This window comes from Cryobacterium sp. Hz7, assembly GCF_004402815.1.
Classification (GTDB): Bacteria; Actinomycetota; Actinomycetes; order Actinomycetales; family Microbacteriaceae; genus Cryobacterium; species Cryobacterium sandaracinum.
This window is the reverse complement of sequence record NZ_SOFB01000035.1, coordinates 22,295-47,204: the sequence shown is the minus strand read 5'-3', so window position 1 is coordinate 47,204 and position 24,910 is coordinate 22,295. Positions and strand designations below refer to the sequence as shown.

At 68.9% G+C, this 24,910-nt stretch carries 22 protein-coding genes; 20 read left to right on the top strand and 2 right to left on the bottom strand.

Features of this window, described 5'->3' with window-relative positions; all coding sequences use genetic code 11:
* Positions 1-2 precede the first annotated feature (2 nt).
* The 9 genes from pgsA to dapF all read left to right on the top strand — a co-directional run bounded on the left by pgsA (position 3) and on the right by dapF (position 7,738).
* Positions 3-602: a CDP-diacylglycerol--glycerol-3-phosphate 3-phosphatidyltransferase gene (pgsA, locus tag E3N86_RS07725; RefSeq protein WP_134342204.1), complete on the top strand. Its 600-nt coding sequence runs from the start codon at positions 3-5 to the stop codon at positions 600-602.
* On the top strand, positions 595-1,152 hold the full coding sequence (locus E3N86_RS07720; RefSeq protein WP_370247996.1) for a CinA family protein: 558 nt from the start codon (positions 595-597) through the stop codon (positions 1,150-1,152). The genes pgsA and E3N86_RS07720 overlap by 8 nt, the downstream gene beginning before the upstream one ends.
* A 189-nt stretch (positions 1,153-1,341) precedes the next feature.
* The gene (locus E3N86_RS07715; RefSeq protein ID WP_104101176.1) at positions 1,342-1,647 is read left to right on the top strand and encodes a helix-turn-helix domain-containing protein; all 306 of its coding nucleotides are present in this window, start codon (positions 1,342-1,344) and stop codon (positions 1,645-1,647) included.
* Positions 1,648-1,656: 9 nt separating this feature from the next.
* Positions 1,657-1,878: a DUF3046 domain-containing protein gene (locus tag E3N86_RS07710; protein ID WP_104101179.1), complete on the top strand. Its 222-nt coding sequence runs from the start codon at positions 1,657-1,659 to the stop codon at positions 1,876-1,878.
* Positions 1,879-2,137: 259 nt separating this feature from the next.
* Complete coding sequence (gene recA / locus E3N86_RS07705) at positions 2,138-3,271, top strand: recombinase RecA (protein WP_104170109.1); 1,134 nt, start codon at positions 2,138-2,140, stop codon at positions 3,269-3,271.
* 3 nt (positions 3,272-3,274) lie between these two features.
* The gene (locus tag E3N86_RS07700; protein WP_134511695.1) at positions 3,275-4,072 is read left to right on the top strand and encodes a regulatory protein RecX; all 798 of its coding nucleotides are present in this window, start codon (positions 3,275-3,277) and stop codon (positions 4,070-4,072) included.
* A 61-nt stretch (positions 4,073-4,133) separates the two neighbouring features.
* Entirely contained in the window at positions 4,134-5,852 is a 1,719-nt protein-coding gene (gene miaB / locus E3N86_RS07695) for a tRNA (N6-isopentenyl adenosine(37)-C2)-methylthiotransferase MiaB (RefSeq protein WP_134511694.1), read from the top strand.
* Between the two features lie 4 nt (positions 5,853-5,856).
* A complete protein-coding gene (gene miaA, locus E3N86_RS07690; RefSeq protein WP_241985980.1) occupies positions 5,857-6,846 on the top strand; it encodes a tRNA (adenosine(37)-N6)-dimethylallyltransferase MiaA in 990 nt (329 codons plus the stop codon).
* 10 nt (positions 6,847-6,856) lie between these two features.
* Positions 6,857-7,738, top strand: coding sequence for a diaminopimelate epimerase (dapF, locus tag E3N86_RS07685; RefSeq protein ID WP_104101188.1), 882 nt, complete (start codon positions 6,857-6,859; stop codon positions 7,736-7,738).
* Positions 7,739-7,771: 33 nt separating this feature from the next.
* Here dapF and E3N86_RS07680 read toward each other — a convergent pair whose 3' ends face one another.
* Positions 7,772-8,383, bottom strand: a complete 612-nt coding sequence (locus tag E3N86_RS07680; RefSeq protein ID WP_104101190.1) for a class I SAM-dependent methyltransferase — start codon at positions 8,381-8,383, stop codon at positions 7,772-7,774.
* A gap of 41 nt (positions 8,384-8,424) precedes the next feature.
* Here E3N86_RS07680 and hflX point away from each other — a divergent pair, with 41 nt between their 5' ends.
* The 3 genes from hflX to metE all read left to right on the top strand — a co-directional run bounded on the left by hflX (position 8,425) and on the right by metE (position 13,591).
* Entirely contained in the window at positions 8,425-9,963 is a 1,539-nt protein-coding gene (gene hflX, locus E3N86_RS07675) for a GTPase HflX (protein ID WP_134511693.1), read from the top strand.
* 293 nt (positions 9,964-10,256) lie between these two features.
* Positions 10,257-11,252 carry a methylenetetrahydrofolate reductase gene (locus tag E3N86_RS07670; RefSeq protein WP_104101195.1) on the top strand — a complete coding sequence of 332 codons (996 nt, stop codon included), beginning with the start codon at positions 10,257-10,259 and terminating at the stop codon, positions 11,250-11,252.
* Positions 11,249-13,591, top strand: coding sequence for a 5-methyltetrahydropteroyltriglutamate--homocysteine S-methyltransferase (gene metE / locus E3N86_RS07665; protein ID WP_134511692.1), 2,343 nt, complete (start codon positions 11,249-11,251; stop codon positions 13,589-13,591). Before E3N86_RS07670 ends, metE begins: the two co-directional genes overlap by 4 nt.
* A gap of 202 nt (positions 13,592-13,793) precedes the next feature.
* Here metE and lexA read toward each other — a convergent pair whose 3' ends face one another.
* Entirely contained in the window at positions 13,794-14,498 is a 705-nt protein-coding gene (lexA, locus tag E3N86_RS07660) for a transcriptional repressor LexA (protein ID WP_134511691.1), read from the bottom strand.
* A gap of 283 nt (positions 14,499-14,781) precedes the next feature.
* On the opposite strand from lexA, the gene E3N86_RS07655 reads away from it, so the two are divergent.
* The 8 genes from E3N86_RS07655 to E3N86_RS07620 all read left to right on the top strand — a co-directional run bounded on the left by E3N86_RS07655 (position 14,782) and on the right by E3N86_RS07620 (position 24,880).
* Positions 14,782-15,138, top strand: a complete 357-nt coding sequence (locus tag E3N86_RS07655; RefSeq protein ID WP_104101202.1) for a LysM peptidoglycan-binding domain-containing protein — start codon at positions 14,782-14,784, stop codon at positions 15,136-15,138.
* Positions 15,139-15,187: 49 nt separating this feature from the next.
* Positions 15,188-16,267, top strand: coding sequence for a histidinol-phosphate transaminase (locus E3N86_RS07650; protein ID WP_104101204.1), 1,080 nt, complete (start codon positions 15,188-15,190; stop codon positions 16,265-16,267).
* Positions 16,268-16,293: 26 nt separating this feature from the next.
* Positions 16,294-16,917: an imidazoleglycerol-phosphate dehydratase HisB gene (hisB, locus tag E3N86_RS07645; RefSeq protein WP_104101207.1), complete on the top strand. Its 624-nt coding sequence runs from the start codon at positions 16,294-16,296 to the stop codon at positions 16,915-16,917.
* Positions 16,914-17,546 (top strand): imidazole glycerol phosphate synthase subunit HisH, encoded by a 633-nt coding sequence (gene hisH, locus E3N86_RS07640; protein WP_134511690.1) that lies wholly within the window; start codon positions 16,914-16,916, stop codon positions 17,544-17,546. Before hisB ends, hisH begins: the two co-directional genes overlap by 4 nt.
* A gap of 57 nt (positions 17,547-17,603) precedes the next feature.
* Entirely contained in the window at positions 17,604-18,350 is a 747-nt protein-coding gene (priA, locus tag E3N86_RS07635; RefSeq protein ID WP_134342198.1) for a bifunctional 1-(5-phosphoribosyl)-5-((5-phosphoribosylamino)methylideneamino)imidazole-4-carboxamide isomerase/phosphoribosylanthranilate isomerase PriA, read from the top strand.
* Positions 18,334-19,134 carry an SseB family protein gene (locus E3N86_RS07630; RefSeq protein ID WP_104101218.1) on the top strand — a complete coding sequence of 267 codons (801 nt, stop codon included), beginning with the start codon at positions 18,334-18,336 and terminating at the stop codon, positions 19,132-19,134. Before priA ends, E3N86_RS07630 begins: the two co-directional genes overlap by 17 nt.
* A 210-nt stretch (positions 19,135-19,344) precedes the next feature.
* The gene (locus E3N86_RS07625; RefSeq protein ID WP_134511689.1) at positions 19,345-24,108 is read left to right on the top strand and encodes an ATP-dependent helicase; all 4,764 of its coding nucleotides are present in this window, start codon (positions 19,345-19,347) and stop codon (positions 24,106-24,108) included.
* Entirely contained in the window at positions 24,101-24,880 is a 780-nt protein-coding gene (locus E3N86_RS07620; RefSeq protein WP_104101222.1) for a DNA-formamidopyrimidine glycosylase family protein, read from the top strand. Before E3N86_RS07625 ends, E3N86_RS07620 begins: the two co-directional genes overlap by 8 nt.
* The last annotated feature ends 30 nt before the right edge of the window (positions 24,881-24,910 follow it).

The following is a 24,910-nucleotide window of genomic DNA, read 5'->3' as shown; positions in this document are numbered from 1 at the left end:
CCATGGCCACACCATCCACGCCGGTCGTCCGGCCCAGCAACTGGAATCTCCCGAATCTGATCACGATCGTGCGCATCCTGCTCGCGCCGGTGTTCATCTATATGCTCCTCGCCGACGCCGGCCAGGACGGCGCGCTGCGCTGGTGGGCGGCCGCCCTGTTCATCGTGGCCATCGCCACCGACGGGATCGACGGGGCCATCGCCCGTCGGCACAACCTGGTCACCGACCTCGGCAAGATCCTCGATCCGATCGCCGACAAGGTGCTCACCGGCGGAGCCCTGGTCTGCCTCTCCATCCTCGGCGAACTGTGGTGGTGGGTGACCATCGTCATCCTCGTGCGCGAAGTCGGCATCACGGTGTTCCGGTTCGTCATGCTGAAGGACCGGGTCATCCCGGCGTCACGGGGTGGCAAGCTCAAGACTGTGTTGCAGTCCGTGGCGATCTCCCTCGCCCTCGTGCCCCTCTGGCTGCTGCTGGGCGACTGGATTTACTGGGTCAACTGGACGGCCATGGCCCTCGCCCTCATCGTTACCGTCGTCACCGGCTTCGACTACCTCGTGGCCGCGCGGCGCGAGAACCGGCTCCAGCACGACCGTGGCTGATCCGATTCCTCCGGCATTCGACGAGGCCCTGTCACCTGCTGACATACCCGGGGCGACGGATGCCACCGCGCGCCTCGTCGCCGAGCTCACCCGCCGCGGCCTCACTATCGCCGTGGCCGAGTCCCTTACCGGCGGGGCGCTGACAGCCGAACTCATCCGCATCCCCGGCGCATCCGTCGTCGTCAACGGGGGAGTGGTGGCGTACCAGAGTGCGCTCAAGCACACCCTCCTCGGCGTCGACGCGGCTCTGCTCGAGGAGCACGGCCCGGTGCACCCGCAGGTTGCCCTGCAGATGGCGGAGGGCGTGCGTACGCGCCTCGCCGTCGACGGCCGGCCCGCCGACATCGGCATCGCCACGACGGGTGTGGCAGGGCCCGACGGCCAGGGTGGCCACGAGCCGGGAACGGTGTTCCTCGGGCTGGCTCGTGAAGGAGAAATATCGGTCATCCCGCTCCGGCTGCACGGAGACCGTGCCCTCGTTCGAGCGGCCTCCGTGGCCGCGGCCGTCGAAGCTGTGTGGCAGCTGTTAGCCCGTGACGCGGTGGAATAGTTCCCCGAATTCCGTGGTTACAACGAGCATATTCACAAGAAAAGCCCAGTCGATATCGGTAGTGTCAGGGTGTTCAAGGTTGTAGTACTCTTGCGATCCAACACACGCAACCACCCGGTTGAGTGGGCGCCAGAAGTATAAAACGGTACTCGATAAGCAACACATAATCAGTACGAGAAGGAGGTTCCGATGATTCTTGTTCGACAGGAAATCGGCGATGTGCTCAGGGACTTCCGCCTGCAGAAAGGGCGCACACTCCGTCAGGTAGCCAGCAGGGCCAGTGTGGCCCTCGGGTATCTGAGCGAGGTGGAGCGTGGCCAGAAAGAAGCGTCTTCCGAGATTCTGGCTTCCGTAGCAGAAGCGTTGGAGACCCCGATCTCGGTCATCATGCGGGAAGTCGGCGACCGACTGGCCATCATCGAGGGAATCGACAGATTCCCCGACACTGTGCCCGACGAGCTCGTGGCCAACTACGACGACATGATGGTGCGCTAGTTCCATCCCATGCGGCTCAGTGAGTTCCGTCAGGCTCTGAGCGACGAGTTCGGCGAAGGCTACGGCCGCGTCCTCACTCGAGATCTCATCCTGACCCCGTTTGGATGCACCGCCGACCAGGCTCTGGCCGGCGGTGCTTCGGCGCGCGACGTCTGGCTTGCCCTCTGCGCCGAGACGGATGTCCCGAAGGCCCGTTGGTACGGCGCGGGACTCCCCGCCGCCCGCAGCTAGATTTCGCTCGACACGCCCTGGATTCCGTGGAATTCTCGAATGCGTGTTCGCATTTTGATATACTCCTCCACAGCAGGAGTCGAAGACGGCTTATCCACTGCCGCTCCCCGTTCCCGGCTCTGTCGGACGTGCCGCGTACAGTCGGTTTGTGTCAGCGACAGAGAGCACATGCCTTGTTGAAAGCGGGTGTCGGGGTCGTCCCGGTAGCCAAACGCGACAGCCTATAGGCGCCGGAATGCACGACCGAAGGAGATCACTCATGGCATCATCAGCAGATCGCGAAAAAGCCCTCGACACCGCTCTTGCAGCAATCGACCGCCAGTTCGGCAAGGGTTCGATCATGCGTTTGGGCAGCGACGAGCGCGCCCCCGTCGAGACGATCTCCACGGGGTCGATCGCGCTGGACGTGGCCCTCGGCATAGGTGGCCTGCCCCGAGGTCGCATCGTGGAGATCTACGGTCCGGAATCGTCGGGAAAGACCACGCTCACCCTGCACGCCATCGCGAACGCGCAGAAGAACGGCGGCATCGCCGCCTTCATCGACGCCGAGCACGCTCTGGACCCTGAGTACGCCCGCAAGCTCGGAGTCGACATCGACGCGCTCCTCGTCTCCCAGCCCGATACGGGTGAGCAGGCGCTGGAAATTGCCGACATGCTCGTGCGAAGCGGGTCCATTGACCTGATCGTGATCGACTCCGTCGCCGCGCTGGTTCCCCGCGCCGAGATCGAGGGTGAGATGGGTGACTCGCACGTGGGCCTGCAGGCCCGTCTGATGTCCCAGGCCCTGCGCAAGCTCACCGGTGGCCTCAGTCAGACCAACACCACCATGATCTTCATCAACCAGTTGCGCGAGAAGATCGGGGTCTTCTTCGGCAGCCCCGAGACCACCGCTGGTGGCAAGGCGCTCAAGTTCTATGCGTCGGTGCGCCTCGACATCCGCCGTATCGAGACTCTGAAAGACGGCACCGAGGCCGTCGGTAACCGCACGCGGGTCAAGGTCGTCAAGAACAAGATGGCACCGCCCTTCAAGCAGGCGGAATTCGACATCATCTACGGCATCGGCATCTCCCGGGAAGGCAGCCTGATCGACTTCGGTGTCGAGCACGGCATCGTCAAGAAGTCCGGAGCCTGGTACACCTACGACGGCGACCAGCTGGGCCAGGGCAAGGAGAACTCGCGCAACTTCCTGCTGCGTGAAGCGGAGATGGCCAACGAGATCGAGAACAAGATCCTCTTCAAGCTCGGGATCAGCCCTGAGGGTGCGGCCGCCAAGAAGGCGCAGGCCGCAATCGACGCCGCAGCCGCCCTGGTCGCCGCAGCCGCAGCCAAGGAGGCCGCAGCCGCCAAGGCGGAGTCCCTCCAGGCCAAGCTCGCCGCCCGCAAGGGGGCGTAGCGCATGGTCCACTTCGAGCCGGCCGACGAGGTCGCGTCGCTGAGTGCGGCACGTCGCAAGAGCGCGGCCCGCGGCACCGCCGCGACCCGGCCGGCCGAGCTCGAGGCGGCGCCGATCGCCGATGAACAACTGGCGCCGGTCACGTATCTCGGCGACGGTGGTCCGGCGGCGTCGAGCGGCCCCGCAGTCGACAGCGGTGCCGGTGTCGGTGTCGGTGTCGGTGCTGGTGCCGGTGCTGGTGTCGGTGCCGACGCTGGTGTCGGTGCCGACGACGGGGACGACACCCCCGAGGGTGTGGCGTCCCGGGTCGCCGCCGATCGCGAGCACGCCGAGGGGGTGCTGCGCCAGCGGCTGCGCGGCCGGTCCCTGTCGGCGGCCGAGGCCCGCGCAGTTCTTGGCGGTACGGAGGTCGCTGAGCACGAGATCGAAGAGATCATCGAGCGCTTCATCGAGTTGTCCTACATCGACGAGGGCCGCCTCGCCGATCAGATCGTGCACAGCCACCACGAGCGCAAAGGCCTGGGGCGCTCCGGTGTGCAGGCGGAGATGCGCCGCCGTGGGCTCGATCAGGACCTCATCCTGGAAAAGCTCGACGAAATGCCCGACGACGAGACGGAACGGGCCATCGAAATAGCCGTCAAGCGGGTTGGGCAGCTCGGGCGGCTCGACGACCAGACCATCGACCGTCGACTCAACGCGTTCCTGATGCGCAAGGGCTATTCCTCGTCCATCGTGCGCGTGGCGGTGAAGGCCGCCCTTGCCTCCCGCGGTGGTTCGCCATCGCGGGTGCGGTTCCAGTAGGGAGCGGGTCGGGGCAACCCGGCCCGGTTTCGGAGGTGCCACGCGTAAGCTGGTACCCACTATGACCAGCAGCACCGCCACGCCCCCATTCTCCAGCGACGAGACGCTGGACCCGCAGCAGTCGGCCCTGCGCACCGCGGCCCTGCGCACCGCGGCCCTGCGCACCTCGGCCCTGAGCGCGCCGACTCTGATTGCTCCAAGCCAGGCGGCGCACGATGCTGAGGGCCGGGCCCGCACCTACGAGGTGCGCACCTTCGGCTGTCAGATGAACGTGCATGACTCCGAACGGCTCAGCGGGTCGCTCGAAGCGGCCGGCTACGTGACGGCCGGCGGGGAGGAAGCCGACATCGTCGTGCTCAACACCTGTGCCGTCCGCGAGAACGCCGACAACAAGCTCTACGGCAACCTGGGGCAGCTGGCCTCGGTCAAGCGCCGCCACGACGGCATGCAGATCGCCGTCGGCGGCTGCCTGGCCCAGAAAGACAAGGACGTCATCCTCAAGAAGGCACCCTGGGTCGACGTCGTCTTCGGGACGCACAACATGGGGTCGCTGCCGAGCATGCTCGAGCGTGCACGGCACAACGGCGAGGCCCAGCTCGAAATCCTCGACTCCCTCGAGACCTTCCCCTCGACCCTGCCCACGAAGCGCGATTCGAGCTACAGCGGCTGGGTCTCCATCTCCGTCGGCTGCAACAACACCTGCACGTTCTGCATCGTGCCCGCGCTGCGCGGTAAGGAGAAGGACCGCCGTCCCGGCGAGATCCTCGCCGAAATCCAGGCCCTCGTCGACGACGGGGCTATCGAGGTCACCCTGCTCGGCCAAAACGTCAACTCCTACGGGGTTGAGTTCGGCGACCGTCTCGCCTTCGGCAAGCTGCTGCGCGCGGCCGGCAAGATCGAGGGGCTGGAACGCATCCGTTTCACCAGCCCGCACCCGGCTGCCTTTACCGACGACGTGATCGACGCCATGGCCGAGACGCCGTCGGTCATGCCGCAGTTGCACATGCCGTTGCAGTCCGGCTCGGACCGTATCCTCAAGGCCATGCGCCGCTCCTACCGGTCGGCGCGGTTCCTCGGCATCCTCGACCGCGTGCGCGCGCAGATGCCGCACGCGGCCATCAGCACGGACGTCATCGTCGGCTTCCCCGGCGAGACCGAGGAGGACTTCCAGGAGACCCTGCGGGTCGTAGAGCTGGCCCGGTTCGCCACCGCCTTCACCTTCCAGTACTCCATCCGGCCCGGGACCCCCGCCGCGACGCTGCCCGACCAGGTCCCCAAGGAGATCGTGCAGGATCGTTACGAGCGCCTCGCCGCCCTGCAGGAGCGGATTTCCTGGGAGGAGAACCAGGCTGTGGTCGGTCGCGAGGTCGAACTGCTCGTCGCCAACGGCGAGGGCCGCAAGGACGCCGACACCCGTAGACTCAGCGGTCGCGCCATTGACAGCCGGCTCGTGCACTTCGACGTGCCGGAAGGCTCGGAACTGCCCCGTCCGGGCGACCTCGTGACCGTCACGGTCACCCAGGCGGCCCCCTTCCACCTGATCGCCGACTCTGTCGACGGGGCTCCGCTGCGCATCCGGCGCACCATCGCCGGCGACGCCTGGGACCGCCTCGAAGCCGAGTCCTGCGGCGTGCCCAGTCACGGCGGAGCAGCAGGCGGGTCTGGCTCGGTCTCCCTCGGTCTGCCGACCCTGCGCCTACCCGACCGGGCCGTGGGCTCGCCCGCGGTGACCAGTTCCAGCACCACGCCGATCTACGACGTCACCGACGGGGAGCGCTAGGCAGGTGCCCGGCACGAACCCGGTGACCGGCGCCCACCCGACGCTGATCGTTGTCGTCGGACCCACCGGCACCGGCAAGTCCGACCTCTCGCTCGACCTCGCCGAACGCCTGGCCGAGGCCGGTCGGGGGGCGGAGATCGTCAACGCCGACGCCATGCAGCTGTACCGCGGCATGGACATCGGCACCGCCAAGCTCACCGTGCTGGAGCGCCGCGGCGTCCCGCACCACCTGCTCGACGTGCTGTCGGTCACCGACGAGGCCACCGTCGCCCGCTACCAGACGGAGGCCCGCGCCGCGATCACCGACATCGTGGCGCGCGGCAGCGTGCCCATCCTGGTCGGCGGCTCCGGGCTCTACGTGTCCGCCGTGGTCTACGACTTCCAGTTCCCCGGCACGGATGCCGTGCTGCGCGCCCGACTCGAAGCCGACCTGATCGAGCAGGGGCCTGGTGCCCTGCACACCCGGTTGAAGGCCGTGGACCCGGTCGCCGCCGCCCGCATCGGCGCCGGCAACGGTCGGCGCCTCGTGCGCGCCCTCGAGGTCGTGGAGCTGACCGGGGGGCCGCACACCGCCGCCCTGCCCGACGAAACGGTCTACTGGATGCCCGCGGTCACAGTGGGCCTCCGCGCCCAGCGCGCGGAGCTCACCCCCCGCCTCGACGCCCGGGTGGAGGGTATGTGGGCCCGCGGGCTCGTCGAGGAGGTGCGCGGGCTGATCCCGAGCGGACTCGAAACCGGTGTCACGGCCAGCCGGGCCATCGGCTACGCCCAGGCCCTTGGGCAGCTGACGGGCAGCCTCAGCCGGGCGGAGGCTATCCAGGTGACGCAGCAGTTCACCCGCCGGTACGCGAGACGGCAGGTGAGCTGGTTCAAGCGTTCCCCGCACACCCATTGGATCGACTTCGACGCGCCGGATCGGGTTGACCGGGCGCTGACCCGCCTGGCCGACCCGGAGCAGCCGGCCGATCACTGGGCGGCCGACCCGGCCTCCTAAACTGGACGGCATGGGTATTGATCTGAACTTCACCAAGGGCCACGGCACCGGGAACGACTTCGTGCTTTTCTCTGATCCCGACGGGCAGATCGACCTTACCCCGAGCCAGATCCGGGCCATCTGCGACCGCCGATTCGGCATCGGTGCCGACGGCATCATCCGCGCGGTGCGCTCCACGAGCCTGGCCGCCGGTGCGATCGCCCTCGCCGAGGACGACGCGGCCGAATGGTTCATGGACTACTGGAACGCCGACGGCACGGTGTCCGAGATGTGCGGCAACGGCATCCGCGTCTACACCCGCTTCCTGGTAGAGCAGGGCCTGACCTCGCTCGACCGCGGCGACACGCTCTGCATCGGCACCCGCGGGGGAGTGCGCGACGTGCAGCGCGGCGCAACCGGCTACCAGGTCGACCTCGGCCGGTGGCGCCTCGACGGTATCGAACCGCTCGTTCGGGCGAAGGACCTGCCCGTGGCCCGCCCCGGTCTCGGCATCAACGTGGGCAACCCGCACGTGGTCGTGGCACTGGCCGACGACGACGAGCTCGCAGGCGTCGACCTCACCTTCGTGCCGCAGCTCGACCCTGACCCGGCGGCCGGGGCGAACATCGAGTTCGTGCTTCCGGGCGATCCGCTCGTCGTGAACGGTGTCGGCCGCATCCGGATGCGCGTGCACGAGCGCGGCAGCGGCGAAACACTCTCCTGCGGTACGGGGGCGGCCGCGGCGGCCCTCGCCACCCGGCACTGGGCAGGCGCGGGTGCCCCGAACCAGTGGCAGGTCGAGGTCACCGGCGGCACGCTCGGCGTGCGCATGTTTCCGACCGAGGACGGCGAGCACGTCTCACTGTCGGGTCCGGCGGAACTCGTGTTCGACGGGGTCTTCCGCCTCGGCTGAGAACTAGCTCGGGGCGATGGGCCGCGACGCGGTCTAGTCCTGGCGTTTCACCCGCAGGACCCGGAAGCCCTTGCTGATGGAGTGCCGTGAGGTGCTGAATTCGGCGGGCAGGTCGCCGTCGAGCCAGCGCTGCAGGGAGTCGGAGCCGAGGTTGCGCTGCACGACGAGCCAGGCATCCGAACCCGGCTCCAGGCGCGGCAGCCAGGTACGCAGCATGGTGTGCAGTTCGGTTTTGCCGACCCGGATCGGGGGATTCGACCAGATGGTGCGGAACGCCACGTGGGCGGGCATCTGATCGGGCCGCACTGCGGTGATGTTGGTGAGGCCGAGCTCCTCCGCGTTCAGCCGCACCAGGTCGAGCGCCCGCTCGTTGACGTCGACGGCCCAGATCGTGGCGCGGGGTGAGGCGAGGGCCAAGTGCAGGCTGATCGGACCCCAGCCGCAGCCCAGGTCGAGGAAATCGCCGCCGGGCGGCGGGGTCGGCGCGCTGTTCAAGAGCACCTGGGTGCCGGTGTCGATGTGCTCCGGGCTGAAGACCGAATTGGCTGTGGTCAGCTCGCGCTCTTGGCCTCCCAATCGAACGGTCACCTGGCGGAGTTTCAGGGTGCTGTCGGGTGCCGGGGTGAAGTAGTGGTCGGAAGGCATAGAGGGAACTTACCGTGCATCGAGGAAGTATTGTTAAAGGAATGACTGAGTCACATTTGCCCGACGACACCGACGACGTGGTCGCCCGCGTTCTCGCCAGCGCTGATAGCAAGGCTGCCGGCTATTCGCTGTTCCGCAGCGGCTCCGCGCAGGCTCTGCAGGCCGAATCCGGCCCGTCGCACGACGACGAGGGTCACGACGGCGTGCAGCAGGACCGCGAGGACCGCAACGCGCTGCGCCGCGTGCCCAGCCTCTCCACCGAACTCGAGGACGTCACCGAGGTCGAGTACCGCCAGCTCCGGCTGGAGAACGTCGTTCTGATCGGCCTGTACACGCACGGGACCGTCGCGGACGCCGAGAACTCCATGCGCGAACTCGCCGCGCTGGCCGAGACCGCCGGCGCCACCGTTCTCGACGGCCTCATGCAGCGCCGAGCGAAGCCCGACGCCAGCACCTATCTCGGCAAGGGCAAGGCCGAAGAGGTGGCCGGCATCGTCAAGGCGATGGGCGCCGACACCGTCATCGCCGACACCGAGCTGGCGCCCAGCCAGCGGCGCGCCCTCGAGGACGTCGTCAAGGTGAAGGTCATCGACCGCACCGCCGTGATCCTCGACATCTTCAGTCAGCACGCCAAGAGCCGCGAGGGAAAGGCCCAGGTCGAACTCGCCCAGCTCGAATACCTGCTTCCCCGCCTGCGCGGCTGGGGCGACTCGATGTCCCGCCAGGCCGGAGGCCAGGTGGGCGGCGCCGGTGCAGGCATGGGTTCGCGCGGCCCCGGCGAGACCAAGATCGAGCTGGACCGCCGGCGCATCCACACCCGGATGTCCCGCCTCCGCAAGCAGATCCTCGAGATGAAACCCGCTCGCGAGGCCAAGCGGGCCAACCGCAAGCGCAACGCCGTGCCATCCGTCGCCATCGTCGGCTACACCAACGCCGGCAAGTCGAGCCTGCTCAACCGCATTACCCGGGCCGGCGTGCTCGTCGATAACTCCCTGTTCGCCACCCTGGACGCCACGGTGCGCAAGTCGACGACGGCCGACGGGCTGATCTACACGCTGACGGACACCGTCGGGTTCGTGCGGAACCTGCCCCATCAGCTGGTGGAGGCGTTCCGGTCCACCCTCGAGGAGGTCGCCGACGCCAACGTCATCGTGCACGTCGTCGACGGCTCGCATCCTGACCCGGCGAGCCAGCTTGCCACAGTGCGCGAGGTCATCGCCGAGGTCGGCGCCCGGGAGATCCCGGAGGTCGTCGTCTTCAACAAGAGCGACCTGATCAGCAATGATGACGGGCTCGTGCTGCGCGGACTCTGGCCGAAGGGCATTTTCGTCTCGGCCCGCACCGGCGAGGGCATCGAGGAACTGCTCGCGACCATCTCGGACCTGCTGCCGCGGCCGTCGATCAGGCTCGAGTTGCTCATCCCCTACGAGCGGGGCGACCTGATCGCGGTGCTGCACGATCAGGGCACGGTGCTGTCCACCGAGTACGCCGAGACCGGCACCCGGGTTACGGCTCTGGTGACTGATGAGATTCGGGCGCTGTTCGAGCCGTTCGCCGTGCCGCCGGCCGTCACCGGCTGACCCGCCGGCTTCGCTCCGCGTACCTCGGCAGGCCTTCGCCTGCCGATGTCCGCACTCCTCCGGCCTGCCTGAGCCGCTCCGGCGCCAGCTGATGACATATTCGGTCACAGACCTGCCGGGCACCGGGCGTGCTTGTTAGAGTCTTCTCAATCGTTGCCGCCGGTCTCCTGACCGGCGGCATGGAGCGACAGCCGAGCCCGGCACCCGCCCGCGAACGCCCGCCTGGCTTGCCGGGCGGTCCGCGGTCGCCCGGCCCCCGGTGACTGACACTGGCAACTGTCGAATGAGGAGCAATGCCCCACACCTCGGATCCTGCATGCCGGAAAATCCCGTTCTCATTCGAGTTGTATCCGCCCACATCGGATGCTGCCACCTCCGTGCTGCACGCCACTATCGAGCGGCTGGCCGCGGCCGGCCCGGAATTCATCTCGGTCACCTACGGTGCGAACGGCTCCTCCCGGCGCTCCTCTCTGGACGTGCTCACCCACATCCTGCGCACCACCACCGTGGACCCGCTGGCCCACCTCACCTGCGTGGGCTCGTCCAACGCGGAATCGAGCCAGCTGATCCGGGAGTTTCTGGACGCCGGGGTGCGGAGCTTCCTGGCCCTGCGTGGCGACCCGCCGGAAGGCATTCGGGAGGGTGAGGCCTTCCTCGGCGACCTGGGCAGCGCCGCGGAACTGGTGCAGCTGATCCACCGGGTGCAGGCCGAGCGGGTGCCGTACCGCGAGGCCGTGATCCCGGGACTCCCTGCCGCCCGCACGATCAAGCGGGAACGGGAGAAGGTACGCATCGCCGTGGCCGCCTTCCCGAACGGCCACCCGCGCTCCCGGTCGGCCACCCAGGACATCGACGCGCTCCTGGCCAAGCAGGCCGCCGGCGCCAACCTGGCGATCACGCAACTCTTCTTTCACGCCGACCACTACCTCAGCTTCATCCTGCGAGCCCGTGCCGCCGGGGTCGAATTCCCGATCCTGCCCGGGATCATGCCGGTCACGAGCCCGGCCCGCCTGCGCCGCATCCTCGAGTTGTCCGGCGAGGAACTGCCGTCCGAGCTGGCGATCGCGCTCGAGGTGGAGCCGACGAAGGAAGGCCAGCGTGAGATCGGCATCCGTCAGGCCACCGAACTGGCCCGGCAACTCATCGCCGGCGGTGCCCCCGGGCTGCACCTCTACGCCTTCAACCAGCACGAGACCGTGCTCGCCGTGCTCGACGGCTGCGGTCTGCTCACCCCCACCCTGCCTGCTTCCGCACTGCCTGCCCCTCACCCCGTCAAGGAGAACTCATGACCCACACTTCCGCCTTTCCCGCCTTTCCCGCCGGCACCATCCTGGGCTACCCGCGCATCGGGCCGCGCCGCCAACTGAAGAAGGCCGTCGAAGCGTTCTGGGCCGGATCGGTCAGCGCCGACGAGCTCGAAGCGACCGCGGCCGCCCTGCGCCAGAGCACCAGGAAGCGCCTCGTGCAGCTGGGACTCGGCCGGGACGACTCGTCCATCCCGGAATCCTTCTCCTACTACGACCAGATGTTGGATGCCCTGAGCACGGTGGGCGCCGTCCCCGCCCGGTTCGCGCATCTGCGGGGCGCGGACGGCCACCTCGACCTGGCCGGCTACTTCACCCTCGCCCGCGGCGAAGGGGAGAATCCGCCGCTGGAGATGACCAAATGGTTCGACACCAACTACCACTACCTGGTGCCGGAGATCGGCCCCGAGACCGAGTTCACCCTCGCCGGCACCCGCCTGGTGCGCGAATTCGAGGAGGCGAAGGCGGCCGGATTCCTGACCCGGCCCGTCATCGTCGGCCCGGTCACCTTCCTGCTGCTGAGCAAGCCCAGCGACGAGGCCCCGGCCGGATTCAGTCCGCTTGACCGCCTCGACGACCTTGTGCCGGTCTACGCCGCCCTCCTGCAGCGGCTGCGCGCCGCTGGAGCCGAATGGGTGCAGCTCGACGAGCCTGCCCTGGTCAGCGAGAGCATCGACATCCCGAGAACGGATGCCCTCGCCGGCCTCCGCTTCGCCTACAACACCCTCGGCGCCCTCGCCGAGCGTCCCGCCCTGTTTGTCGCCGCGCCGTACGGCAGCCTCGACGACGCCCTACCCGTTCTTGCCATCACCCCGGTGGAAGCCATCGGGCTTGACCTCGTGCGGGGAAGCGTGCCGGCGGAGACCCCCGGACTAAACACGACCACTCTCGTGGCCGGCGTCATTGACGGCCACAATATCTGGCGCGGCGACCTGGCCGCCGCCTTCGACACGGCGGCCGGCCTGGTCCGCCTCTCGCCGCGGATCTCGGTTTCCACCTCTACCTCGCTGCTGCACGTTCCCCACGACGTCGACGACGAATCGGCGCTGGACGACGACCTGAAGACCTGGCTGGCCTTTGCGGATCAGAAGGTCGCGCAGGTTGCCACACTCGCCCGCGGCCTCAGTCTGGGTCGCCGTGCCATCGAGATCGACCTCTCTGCGGCCTCCGCGGCCCTCGACGCGCGGGGGGTGGCTCCCGGAGTCCACGATGGCGCCGTTCGGGTGCGCGCCGACGCGCTCGCTCCGGGCGACTTCACCCGGGGCGCCTACGCAGCCCGAGTGGCAGCCCAGGAGATGGCCCTCGGGCTGCCGTTCCTGCCGACGACCACGATCGGATCCTTCCCGCAGACCGGGGACATCCGTCGGGCCAGGGCGCAGCTGGTACGGGGGGTGCTGAAAACCGCGGACTACCGGGACCTGATGCGCGCCGAAATCCGTCGGGTCGTCTCGCTGCAGGAAGACATCGGCCTCGACGTGATCGTGCACGGGGAGCCGGAACGCAACGACATGGTGCAGTACTTCGCCGAGAACCTGGACGGCTTCGCGGTCACCGAGAACGGCTGGGTGCAGTCCTACGGTAGCCGGTGCGTGCGCCCGTCGATCCTCTGGGGTGACGTGTCCCGGCCGCGGCCCATCACGGTCGAGTGGTCGGCGTTCACGCAGGGGCTGACGCCCAAGCCCGTCAAGGGGATGCTCACCGGTCCGGTCACGATCCTCGCGTGGTCGTTCGTGCGCGACGACCAGCCGCTGGGCGAGACGGCCAGGCAGGTGGCCCTGGCCCTCCGGGACGAGATCGCCGACCTGGAGTCGGCCGGCATTCAGATCGTCCAGGTCGACGAGCCCGCGCTGCGGGAGCTGCTGCCGTTGAAGCAGAAGGACCAGGCGGAATACCTCGACTGGTCGGTGGGGTCCTTCCGCCTGGCGACGGCCGGTGCGGCCGCGGCCACCCAGATCCACACCCACCTCTGCTACTCGGAGTTCGGGGTGGTCATCGACGCGATCCGCAACCTGGACGCCGATGTGACCAGCATCGAGGCGGCACGCTCTCGCATGGAGGTGGTGGGCGATATCCGGTCCCAGGGCTTCGACCACGGTATCGGCCCGGGAGTGTGGGACATCCACTCGCCGCGTGTGCCGAGCGTGTCCGAACTCACCGACCTGCTCGAGCGCGCCGCGGCGGCCATCCCGGCCACCCGGCTCTGGGTGAACCCCGACTGCGGCCTCAAAACCCGCGGCTACACCGAAACCGTCCAGTCCCTGCACAACATGCTCGCCGCCACCCGCATCCTCCGCGCCCGCCTGACCTCCTCCGTCTCCGCCTGACCGCGCCTCCACCCACACAAAAGCCGGGCACGACACCAAGAACAGTGTTCGTGCCCGGCCCACAAGACCCGGCTCACAAGACCCGACCGAAATAACCATGGTGACTCAACACGCGCGCGTCTCCACGACGCTGGTCGAAACCGTCGAAACCGTCGAGACCAAGAGTCCGCCTGAAATGCTGATGTGCTTGAGTGCTGATGCCCTAAACCGACCGCAGCACTGCCACAACCTTCCCCAGAATCTCGGCGTGATCGCCGACGATGGGTTCGAAGTTGGTGTTGCGGGGCAGCAGCCAGGTGTGCCCGTCGCGCTGGCGGAAGACCTTGACGGTTGCCTCGTTGTCGAGCATGGCTGCAACGATTTCACCGTTTTCGGCGGTCTTCTGCTGCCGCACGACGACCCAGTCGCCGTCCATTATGGCGGCGTCGATCATCGATTCGCCCGACACCTTGAGCATGAACAGATCGCCCTTGCCCACCAGCTGGCGGGGTAGCGGGAAAATCTCGTCGATCTGCTGTTCGGCGGTGATCGGGATGCCGGCGGCGATGCGACCGACGAGCGGAACCATGGCGGCGTCGCCGACCTGCACTCCGGTGTGGAAACTTTCCGAGGCTCCGGCCGTCGTGTCTTCGGGCGCCTGCGGAATCTCGATGAGCACCTCCAGTGCTCGGGGACGGTTCGGGTCTCGGCGGAGGTAACCGCTCAGTTCCAGCTGGTTGAGCTGGTGGGTGACGCTCGACAGTGACGACAGGCCGACGGCGTCGCCGATCTCGCGCATGCTCGGCGGATAGCCGCGTTGGCTGACCGAGCGCTGGATGACGTCGAGGATGGCGAGCTGCTTCTCGCTGAGGCTCTTGCGCCGTCTGGTGCCGCCCTTGTCGCGGGGACCGCTGGTGTTCTGTGCCACGTTCGTCGCTCCTCGTTTTGATTGATGCGCTGGCAGCAAGCAGCGAATGCCGCCGATTCGCGCGAATGTCGGGGGTGCCTGATTGAGTGTCAATCAACAATCGAAACTGTATCCGCGTTGAGCTCATTAAACAAACATGTATTCGAGTGGGTCGGAATAAATATTTCAGAAACTACCGAATAAAGCTTGATTGTTCGAATAATCGAATATACATTCGGAACATAAGTTCGCATCCGGCTCTCCCGGCCGAGAGTCGGATGCGTCTTCTCACAGGAGGTATCACATGAGCACTGCACTTGAACGAGGCGCCCCCATCGCGACCGGACGCACCCGGCTCCGACTCACCCGGCGCGGTCGCGTCGTTTTCACGTCCCTGGCTGCCTTTCCGCTCGTGGCCGTGGCTCTGGCCGTCGCCCTCAACGGAGGCATCGCCGCCGCCGAGAACTCGACCGTCGCTCACGTGGCCTCGGCCTTCGACTACGTCACCATCAAGTCGGGGCAGTCGCTCTGGCAACTTGCCGAGACAATAGCGCCCACGTCAGATCCGCGAGAGGTGATCGCCGAGATTGTGAGCCTTAATCAGCTGCCGTCCGACAGCGTGCAGCCCGGTCAGCGGCTGGCGCTTCCGAACGACCTGTGAACTACCCGCGGCGAGCCCCCGCCGGTCTCATCCCGGTAATATTGGGGGAGTGACCAGTCTCAACGATCTGCCCCTTCGCGATAATCTGCGCGGACTCACTCCCTATGGGGCGCCGCAGTTGCACGTGCCGGTGGCTCTCAACGTGAACGAGAACACCCACGGCATCCCGGCTGAGGTGGCGCAGGACATCGTGGCGGCGTTGGCCGTGGCGGTCACGACCGTGAACCGATACCCCGATCGGGAGTTCACCGAGCTGCGGGATTCCCTCGCCCGTTATCTCGGTCACGGCCTCACCCGAAAGAACATCTGGGCCGCCAACGGTTCCAACGAGGTTCTTCAGCAGGTGCTGCAGGCCTTCGGCGGCCCGGGTCGGTCCGTGCTCGGCTTCGCGCCGACCTACTCCATGTACCCTCTGCTGGCCTCCGGCACCGGCACCCGCTGGATCGCGGGCGGTCGTGACGCAAAGTTCGAACTCTCCCCGGCCACGGCGCTCGAGTGGGTCGACCGGGTTGCCCCTGACCTCGTCTTCCTCTGCTCGCCGAACAACCCCACGGGCACGCCCCTGTCCCTGGAAACGATCGCGGCCGTCTACGATGCGAGCGACGGCATCGTTGTCGTCGACGAGGCGTACGCCGAGTTCGGGACGGATGACGCGCCAACCGCCCTGAGCCTGCTTCCCGGCCGGGAGCGCCTGCTGGTGTCCCGCACCATGAGCAAGGCGTTCGCCTTCGCCGGTGTGCGCGTCGGCTATCTGGCCGCCGATCCCGCCGTGACGGATGCCCTCCGCCTGGTTCGTCTGCCCTACCACCTGTCCGCGCTCACCCAGGCTGCCGCGGTCGCCGCGCTCGTCCACACGCCCGCGATGCTTGCCATGGTCGACGACATCCGCGGGCAGCGGGACCGCATCGTGAGCGAACTGGCCCGGCTTGGCTACACTCCGCTGCGCAGTGCGAGCAACTTCGTGCTGTTCGGCGGCGTTGAGGACCCTCGGGCCACCTTCGAGGCGCTGCTGGCGGAAGGCATCCTTGTGCGCGACGTCGGCATCCCGGGCCACCTGCGGGTCAGCGCCGGCACCGAGGCCGAGACCACGGCGTTCCTCGACGCCCTCGAGGCGCTTGGGCGGCCGTGAACGGCGCGGGCCAATAAACTAGTCGTATGAGCTTCTCTTTCGCGACCACCTCGCCCCGTTTCGCCCACCTGCAGCGCGAGACCAGCGAGTCGAGCATCGACCTGTCGCTCAATCTCGACGGCACCGGTGAGTCGGACATCCAGACGTCGGTCCCGTTCTTCGATCACCTGCTCACGGCCTTCGCGAAACACTCGTTGACCGACCTCACCGTGCGCGCCCGCGGCGATATCGAGATCGATGTGCACCACACGGTCGAGGACGTCGGCATCTTGCTCGGCCAGGCGATCAAGCAGGCTCTCGGGGACAAATCCGGCATCTCCCGCTACGGTGACGCCGTCGTGCCGCTCGACGAGGCCCTCGTACAGGCCGTCGTCGACATTTCCGGGCGCCCCTACCTCGTGCACCAGGGCGAGCCGGCCGGTTTCGAGTTCCACCTGATCGGCGGCCACTTCACCGGCTCCATGGTGCGCCACGTGTTTGAGGCTATCGCCTTCAACGGCGGCCTCACGGTGCACGTCACCGTGCAGGGCGGCCGCGACCCGCACCACATCGCCGAAGCCGAATTCAAGGCGTTCGCCCGCGCGTTCCGCCAGGCGAAGGCGCTCGACCCGCTGGTGTCCGGCGTCCCCTCGACCAAGGGTGCGCTGTGACCAGCGTCGTTGTCTTCGACTACGGCACCGGAAACGTGCACTCCGCCGTCAAGGCACTCGAACTCGCCGGGGCCGAGGTGAGGCTGACCGGCGACCGCCGTCAGGCGCTTGAGGCCGACGGGCTCGTCGTGCCCGGCGTGGGCGCGTTCAGCGCCGTCATGCAGGCTCTGAAGGCGGTGCACGGCGACGAGATCATCGACCGCCGGATCGCGGGCGGACGCCCGGTGCTGGGCATCTGCGTGGGCATGCAGATCATGTTCGAGCACGGCGTCGAACGCGGCGTGGACACGGAGGGGCTGGGCGAATGGCCCGGCACCGTGACGCAGCTGACGGCGCCGGTGCTGCCGCACATGGGCTGGGACACGGTCACGCCGGGGGAGGGCTCGACGCTGTTCCATGGCCTCGAGCAGGAGCGCTTCTACTTCGTGCACTCCTACGCCGCCCAGGAATGGTCCCTCGACGTCATGCCGCCGTTCCCGAAACCGATTCTCACCTGGTCCGAGCACGGACAACCTTTCCTGGCCGCCATCGAGAACGGACCGCTTACCGCCACCCAGTTCCACCCGGAGAAATCCGGTGAGGCAGGCATCCGTCTGCTCCATAACTGGCTCGGCACAGTCAAGAACTGACCTTGACTTTTCCCTGACTGACCCGGTCGCCGCGACCATTCCCAACCGAGGACACCCATGACTGTGCATACCCCTTCCCTCCGTCTCGTTCTGCTGCCCGCCGTGGATGTGGCCGACGGCAAGGCCGTTCGCTTGACCCAGGGCGAAGCCGGCACCGAGACCAACTACGGCGACCCCGTCGACGCGGCACTTGACTGGGCCCGCCAGGGCGCCGAGTGGATCCACCTCGTCGACCTCGACGCGGCCTTCGGTCGCGGCAACAACACGGATGTCATCCGCACTGTGATCCGCGAGGTCACGGGCGTGAAGATCGAGCTCTCCGGCGGGATCCGCGACGACGCGTCGCTGGACGCGGCCCTGAACGCGGGCGTCAGCCGGATCAACCTGGGCACCGCGGCACTGGAGAACCCGGAGTGGGCGGCGCAGGTCATCGCCCGGCACGGGGACGCCGTCGCCGTCGGGCTCGACGTGCGCGGAACCACCCTCGCCGCCCGCGGCTGGACCAGGGAGGGAGGGGACCTCTGGGAGGTGCTCGCCCGTCTCGAGGAGGCTGGCTGCTCGCGCTACGTCGTCACCGATGTGACCAAGGACGGCACGCTGCAAGGCCCCAACATCGACCTGCTCCGCCAGATGATGGAGCGCACTGACCGACCGGTCGTCGCCTCCGGCGGCATCTCCAGCCTCGACGACCTCCGCGCATTGCGCGAACTTGTACCGCTCGGACTCGAGGGCGCGATCGTCGGAAAAGCCCTCTACGCGGGGGCGTTCACCCTGAGCGAGGCACTGGATGTCGCGGGCGCGTAACCTCGGCTCCACCGGCCTTCCCGGCGGACCCGGAGGGGGCGACTCCGCCGGGCAACCGTGGGAGGGACGACAGTTTGAGCCCAACATGCACAGCGACGACGACGGGCTCGCGCCCGAGCCGCTGCTGGCGGCCGTGCGCCGCTTCCAGGCTCGGGAGGCCGGCGAAGAGACGGTGGTCGACGCCATCCGTGGCTCACGGCTGCTCGTTCCCCTGGTGACCGAACTCGGCCAATCGGGCACCACCGAGGCCGGCCTCCGCGTCGACAAGACCCAGGAACTGTCGATCATCACCGTGGCCGGGCCCGACGGCCGCACGGTGCTTCCCGTGTTCTCCTCGGTCGCGGCGATGACGGCGTGGAACACGCAGGCCCGGCCGGTCCCGGCCGACGGCGTGCGCGTCGCGCTGGCCGCGGCTCAGGAGAACACCGATCTGGTCGTACTCGATCCGACCGCGCCCACCGAGTTCGTGGTGCGGCGCCCGGCCCTGTGGGCCATCGCCCAGTCCCTGCCCTGGACCCCCAGCTATGCCAGTCGCGACGTCGCGGATGCCTTTGCCGACTCCGTGTCCACCGAACTGAGTGTGCTCGGGGTTGAGCTGGCCCCCGGCGACCCGGCCGCCCGCCTCGCCGGACCGGAACTAATTGTGCGTCTCGAGCTCGTGGACGGCCTGACCCGCATCGAGCTCGACGCGACCCTCGCCCGGCTCGCGGCTCGCTGGTCATCGAGCGACGTCATCGCCACCCAGGTGGATTCCCTCACCGTGCAGCTGCTGCCCTCCGCCTAGGCGGCCTCTTCCATCGTCGGCGGTTCCGGGCTCCGGGTTCCGGGCCCCGCGCTCCGCGTTCCGCCCGCGCCCCCGCCTCCGCCACGAACGAATTCGACGGAGATTGTGGCAAAATCGGTCCTGGATGTCCGGGAAAGCCCGTTTTAGCTCAGAATCTCCGTCGAATTGGTTCGAGTGGCCCGGCTCAGGCGGATCGGCGAGGATAGTCGTATGAACGAGGTTCTGCACCGATTCACCCCGGCCACCCGCGCCTGGTTCGCGCAGGCCTTCGCCGCACCCACCGAGGCCCAGCTCGGGGCGTGGGACGCCATCTCTCGGGGCTCGCACGCGCTGGTGGTGGCCCCCACCGGGTCAGGTAAGACTCTCGCCGCGTTCCTCTGGGCCATCGACCGCCTGGCCGCGGATACTGCGGAGGCCGCAGATGTCTCAGAAGCCTCGGCGCGTCCTGACCGGGTCACCGCGCCGGGAACCCGCGTGCTCTACATCTCGCCGCTCAAGGCGCTCGGCGTCGACGTGGAACGCAATCTGCGGGCCCCGCTGGTGGGCATCGTCCAGGCTGCCGAGCGTCTCGGGTTCGCCCCGCCCCGGGTGACCGTCGGCGTGCGGTCGGGGGACACTCCGGCCACGGAACGCCGAAGCTTGGTCAAAACGCCGCCGGACATCCTGATCACCACGCCAGAATCGCTGTTCCTCATGCTCACCTCGGCGGCGCGGGAATCGTTGCGCGCCGTGGACACGGTCATCATCGACGAGGTGCACGCGGTCGCGGCGAGCAAGCGCGGCGCGCACCTGGCCGTCTCACTGGAACGGCTCGACGACCTGCTCGCCCGCCCGGCCCAGCGCATCGGACTGTCGGCTACCGTGCGACCGGCCGCCGAGGTCGCCCGGTTCCTCGGAGGGTCCGCACCGGTGGAGATCGTCGCACCGGTGTCGACCAAACGATTCGACCTCAGCGTGGTCGTTCCCGTCGACGACATGAGCCAGGTCGGCCCGGCACCGGTGCGGGAGGGTTCGACGGCCGCCGCCGCCCCACAGACCGGGTCCATCTGGCCGCATGTGGAAGAGGCAATCGTCGACGAGGTGCTGGCGCACACCTCCTCGATCGTGTTCGCCAACTCCCGCCGTCTGGCCGAACGGCTGACCGCGCGCTTCAACGAGATCTATGCCCAACGCCTCGAGGACGAGCTCGTGCCCGCCGCGATGCCGGCCGTGATGACCGAGCGGATGCCTGCCCTCGCGCCCGTCGGCACTGCGGCACCCGGCCCGCCGGCCGCGCTCATGGGCGCCAGCGGCCAGAGCGCCGGGGCCGAGCCGCTGCTTGCCCGCGCCCACCACGGGTCCGTCAGCAAGGAGCAGCGCGCACTGATCGAAGACGACCTGAAAGCCGGGCGGCTGCGCTGCGTGGTGGCGACGTCCAGCCTCGAACTCGGCATCGACATGGGCGCCGTCGACCTGGTCGTGCAGGTGGAGTCGCCGCCGTCCGTGGCCAGCGGGCTGCAGCGAATCGGCCGGGCCGGGCACCAGGTGGGCGAGGTCTCCCGGGGCGTGATCTTCCCCAAGCACCGGGCCGATCTCATCCACGCGGCCGTCGCCGCCGAGCGCATGGCCGCCGGCCTGATCGAATCCCTGCAGGTGCCGTCCAACCCACTCGACATCCTCGCCCAGCAGACCGTGGCGGCAACCGCCCTCGAACCCATTTACGCGGAGGAGTGGTTCGACACCGTGCGCCGCAGCGCCCCCTTCCACGCCCTCCCGCGGTCGGCCTACGAGGCCACCCTCGACCTGCTTGCCGGTCGGTATCCCTCCGACCAGTTCGCCGAGCTGCGCCCCCGCATCGTCTGGGACCGGGAGACGGGCATCCTCACCGGGCGCCCGGGCGCGCAACGGCTCGCGGTGACCAGCGGCGGCACGATCCCCGACCGCGGCCTATTCGGCGTCTTCATGGTCGGCGGCGACCAGGCCACCGGCCGCCGGGTGGGGGAGCTCGACGAGGAGATGGTCTACGAGTCCCGGGTCGGCGACGTCTTCGCCCTCGGCACGACGAGCTGGCGTATCCAGGAGATCACCCACGACCGGGTGCTCGTGCTGCCCGCCTTCGGTGAACCGGGGCGGCTGCCGTTCTGGAAGGGCGACGGCCTCGGCCGGCCGGCCGAGCTCGGTGAGGCGATCGGCGCGTTCCTGCGCGAGGTCTCGGCGCTCCCCGACGCGGAGGCCCGGGTACGCTGCCGGGCCGGCGGCCTCGACGAGCGGGCCGTTGACAACCTCCTGACCTTCCTCGCCGAGCAGCGCGCCGCGACCGGTCAGGTCCCGACCGACCGCACCCTCCTCGTCGAGCGGTTCCGAGACGAGCTCGGCGACTGGCGGGTGGTGCTGCACTCCCCGTTCGGCCTGCAGGTGCACGCGCCCTGGGCCCTCGCCGTGGGCGCCCGGGTGCGGGAGCGCTACGGTCTCGACGGGGCCTGCGTGGCCAGTGACGACGGCATCGTCGTGCGCATCCCCGACACCGAGTCCGACCCACCCGGAAGCTCCCTCTTCGTCTTCGACCCGACCGAGCTCGAACAGATGGTCACCGACGAAGTCGGCGGGTCGGCCCTGTTCGCCGCCCGGTTCCGCGAGTGCGCCGCGCGGGCACTGCTGCTCCCGCGCTACAACCCGGGCCGGCGGTCACCGCTCTGGCAGCAGCGCCAGAAGGCCGCGCAGCTGCTCGACGTGGCCCGCACCTTCCCGACCTTCCCGATCATCCTCGAAACCGTGCGCGAGTGCCTGCAGGACGTCTACGACCTGCCCGCCCTCTTGGCCCTCACCCGCCGCATCGACAGTCGCGCCCTGCGCCTGGTCGAGACCCAGACGGATGCCGCGAGCCCGTTCGCGAGCACCCTCCTCTTCGGCTACGTGGCCGCGTTCATGTACGAGGGAGATTCCCCGCTCGCCGAGCGGCGCGCCACCGCCCTCTCGCTCGATTCCAGCCTGCTGGCCGAGTTGCTCGGTCGGGTGGAGCTGCGCGAGCTGCTCGACCCGGCCGTGATCGAGCAGACCGACCTGGAACTGCAGCGGCTGCCGGCCGACCGGAAGGCGCGCGGAGTCGAGGGCATCGCCGACCTGCTCCGCGGCCTCGGACCGCTCACCACGGCGGAGGTGGCCGCCCGCCTCGACCCCGCCGTGTCACCGGGCGCCGCCGAGGGCCTGCAGGTGCTTTTCGACGCCCGGCGCATCATCCCGGTCGGTTTCGCCGGGCAGCAGTGGTGGGCGGCCATCGAAGACGCCGCCCGGCTTCGCGACGCCCTCGGCGTCCCCCTGCCGCAGGGGGTCCCGGCCGTGTTCACCGAGCCGGTGCCGGACCCGCTCGGCGACCTGGTCAGCCGGTACGCCCGCACCCACGGCCCGTTCACTCTCACCGACGTGGCCGCGCGCTTCGGGCTCGGTCCGGCCGTGGCGCTCGTCGCCCTCCAACGGCTGGCCGGGGCCCGCCGGCTCCTCGAGGGCGAGTTCCGGCCGCACGGCACCGGCAGCGAGTGGTGCGACGCCGAGGTGCTGAGGCGCCTCCGCCGCCGCTCCCTGGCCGCGCTCCGGCACGAGGTCGAGCCGGTCGACCAGGTCACAATGGGCCGGTTCCTGCCGGCCTGGCAGCATGTGGGCGGGCGCCTGCGCGGGATCGACGGGGTCGCATCCGTGATCGAACAGTTGGAGGGGGCGCGCATCCCGGCATCCGCCTGGGAGACGCTTGTGCTGCCCTCCCGCGTCGCAGACTACCGGCCGGGCATGCTCGACGAGCTCACCAACACGGGCGAGGTGCTCTGGGCCGGCGCCGGCACGCTGGCCGGCAACGACGGCTGGATCAGCATGCACCTGCGCGACACGGCGCCGCTCACCCTGCCGCTGCCCACCCCGCTGGAGACCACTGCGCTCCAGCAGGAGATTCTGACCACCCTGGCCGGCGGCGGGGCCTTCTTCTTCCGTCAACTCGCGGATGCCGTCGGCAGCCAGGACGACGCCGGCCTCGCCGCCGCCCTCTGGGACCTGGTCTGGGCGGGACTGGTGGGCAACGATACCTTCGCCCCCGTACGCGCCCTGCTCTCCGGCGGGCGCGCGGCGCACAGCACCCGCCGGGCCGCCCCGCGAGCCCGGCTGCACGGCGGCCGCATCCCCGCGCGTGGCACCCTCCCGTCCCGCACCGGGCCACCGACCGTATCCGGGCGCTGGTCGATCGTTCCGGTCGCCGATGACTCGCCCACCCGTCGGGCGCACGCCCTTGGCGAGACCCTGCTCGAACGCTACGGCGTCGTCACCCGGGGCGCGGTGATGGGGGAGGGCGTGACGGGCGGCTTCGCCCTCGTCTACCGCACCCTCAGCGGCTTCGAGGAGATGGGGCGGTGCCGGCGCGGCTACTTCATCGAGGGTCTCGGGGCCGCCCAGTTCGCCATGGTCGGCACGATCGACCGGCTGCGCTCCTACGTCGCCGAGGCACAGCATCCGGAACCGGTGGCGATCACCCTCGCCGCCACCGACCCGGCGAACCCCTACGGCTCGGTGCTGCCCTGGCCTCCGCTGCCCGAGGGCACCGGGCACCGCCCCGGACGGAAGGCCGGCGCGCTGGTCGTGCTCGTCGACGGGGCCCTGGTGCTCTACGTCGAACGCGGCGGCAAGACCGTTCTCGCGTTCGACGGAGCGGCCGGAAACGGAGCGACCGGGAACAAAGCGGCCGGGAATAGTGCCGACGGGAACGGTGCCGATGGGAACCGTGCCGATGGGAACCGTGCCGATGGGAACCGTGAACCCGCCGTCGAAAATGGCGGACCGACTGCGGTCCTGACCCTCGCCGCGGCGACCCTTGCCGGCACGGTCACCGCTGGGCGGGTTCCGAAGCTCGGCGTGGAGACCGTCAACGGCGTGTTCGTGATCGGAACAGCGGTGGGCACCGCCCTGCTCGCAGCCGGATTTGGCGTAACCCCGCGGGGAGTGAAGCTGCATGCCTGAGGGTGACACCGTCTACCGCACCGCGTGGAACCTCGACCAGGCCCTGCACGGAGCCCGGCTCACCCGCTGCGACGTGCGGGTGCCGGCGTTCGCCACCGTCGACCTGACCGGGCAGACCGTGCACGAGGTTCTCAGTCGCGGGAAGCACCTGCTGATGCGCGTAGGGGAGGCCAGCATCCACTCTCACCTGAAAATGGAGGGGTCGTGGCACCTCTACCGTCATGGGAGCGCCTGGCGCCGCCCCGCGTTCCAGGCGCGCATCGTTCTCGAGACGGTGGAGTGGGTGGCTGTGGGCTTCGAACTCGGGCTGCTCGAGGTGGTGCCGCTCAATCAGGAGGCCGCGCTCCTCGACTACCTCGGACCTGACCTCCTCGGCCCCGACTGGGATGCGGCCGAAGCCGTGCGTCGCCTCGAATCACGTCCCGCGCAACCCATCGCGGTGGCGCTCGCCGACCAGGGCAACCTCGCCGGGCTCGGCAACGTTTACGTGAACGAGCTGGGTTTTCTTCGCGGCCTGCTGCCGTCCCGGCCGGTGGCCGAGGTGACGGATGTCCTGGGCCTCGTCGCCCTCGCCCGCCGCCTGATCCTGGCGAACCGTGACCGCACGGAGCGGATCACGACCGGCAATGCCCGGCGCGGCATGCAGAGCTGGGTCTACGGCCGCGCCGGCCAGCCCTGCAGGCGCTGCGGTACCGCGGTCGAGCAGGGCCGGCTCGGCCGCACCGAGCTCGAATTGCGGGTCACCTACTGGTGCCCGCGCTGCCAGACCTGAGGTCGTGGCCCCGTAGCTGCTCTGGCCCGA

What these genes read in the sequence shown, in the direction of transcription:
- recA (WP_104170109.1), top strand. Translation starts at nt 2,138, where the DNA reads ATGGCATCATCAGCAGATCGCGAAAAAGCCCTCGACACCGCTCTTGCA.
- E3N86_RS07710 (WP_104101179.1), top strand. Translation starts at nt 1,657, where the DNA reads ATGCGGCTCAGTGAGTTCCGTCAGGCTCTGAGCGACGAGTTCGGCGAA.
- E3N86_RS07655 (WP_104101202.1), top strand. Translation starts at nt 14,782, where the DNA reads ATGAGCACTGCACTTGAACGAGGCGCCCCCATCGCGACCGGACGCACC.
- hisB (WP_104101207.1), top strand. Translation starts at nt 16,294, where the DNA reads ATGAGCTTCTCTTTCGCGACCACCTCGCCCCGTTTCGCCCACCTGCAG.
- E3N86_RS07625 (WP_134511689.1), top strand. Translation starts at nt 19,345, where the DNA reads ATGAACGAGGTTCTGCACCGATTCACCCCGGCCACCCGCGCCTGGTTC.
- E3N86_RS07680 (WP_104101190.1), bottom strand. Translation starts at nt 8,383, where the DNA reads ATGCCTTCCGACCACTACTTCACCCCGGCACCCGACAGCACCCTGAAA.
- hflX (WP_134511693.1), top strand. Translation starts at nt 8,425, where the DNA reads ATGACTGAGTCACATTTGCCCGACGACACCGACGACGTGGTCGCCCGC.
- dapF (WP_104101188.1), top strand. Translation starts at nt 6,857, where the DNA reads ATGGGTATTGATCTGAACTTCACCAAGGGCCACGGCACCGGGAACGAC.
- E3N86_RS07630 (WP_104101218.1), top strand. Translation starts at nt 18,334, where the DNA reads ATGTCGCGGGCGCGTAACCTCGGCTCCACCGGCCTTCCCGGCGGACCC.
- miaB (WP_134511694.1), top strand. Translation starts at nt 4,134, where the DNA reads ATGACCAGCAGCACCGCCACGCCCCCATTCTCCAGCGACGAGACGCTG.
- E3N86_RS07715 (WP_104101176.1), top strand. Translation starts at nt 1,342, where the DNA reads ATGATTCTTGTTCGACAGGAAATCGGCGATGTGCTCAGGGACTTCCGC.
- E3N86_RS07700 (WP_134511695.1), top strand. Translation starts at nt 3,275, where the DNA reads ATGGTCCACTTCGAGCCGGCCGACGAGGTCGCGTCGCTGAGTGCGGCA.
- E3N86_RS07670 (WP_104101195.1), top strand. Translation starts at nt 10,257, where the DNA reads ATGCCCCACACCTCGGATCCTGCATGCCGGAAAATCCCGTTCTCATTC.
- pgsA (WP_134342204.1), top strand. Translation starts at nt 3, where the DNA reads ATGGCCACACCATCCACGCCGGTCGTCCGGCCCAGCAACTGGAATCTC.
- E3N86_RS07620 (WP_104101222.1), top strand. Translation starts at nt 24,101, where the DNA reads ATGCCTGAGGGTGACACCGTCTACCGCACCGCGTGGAACCTCGACCAG.
- priA (WP_134342198.1), top strand. Translation starts at nt 17,604, where the DNA reads ATGACTGTGCATACCCCTTCCCTCCGTCTCGTTCTGCTGCCCGCCGTG.
- metE (WP_134511692.1), top strand. Translation starts at nt 11,249, where the DNA reads ATGACCCACACTTCCGCCTTTCCCGCCTTTCCCGCCGGCACCATCCTG.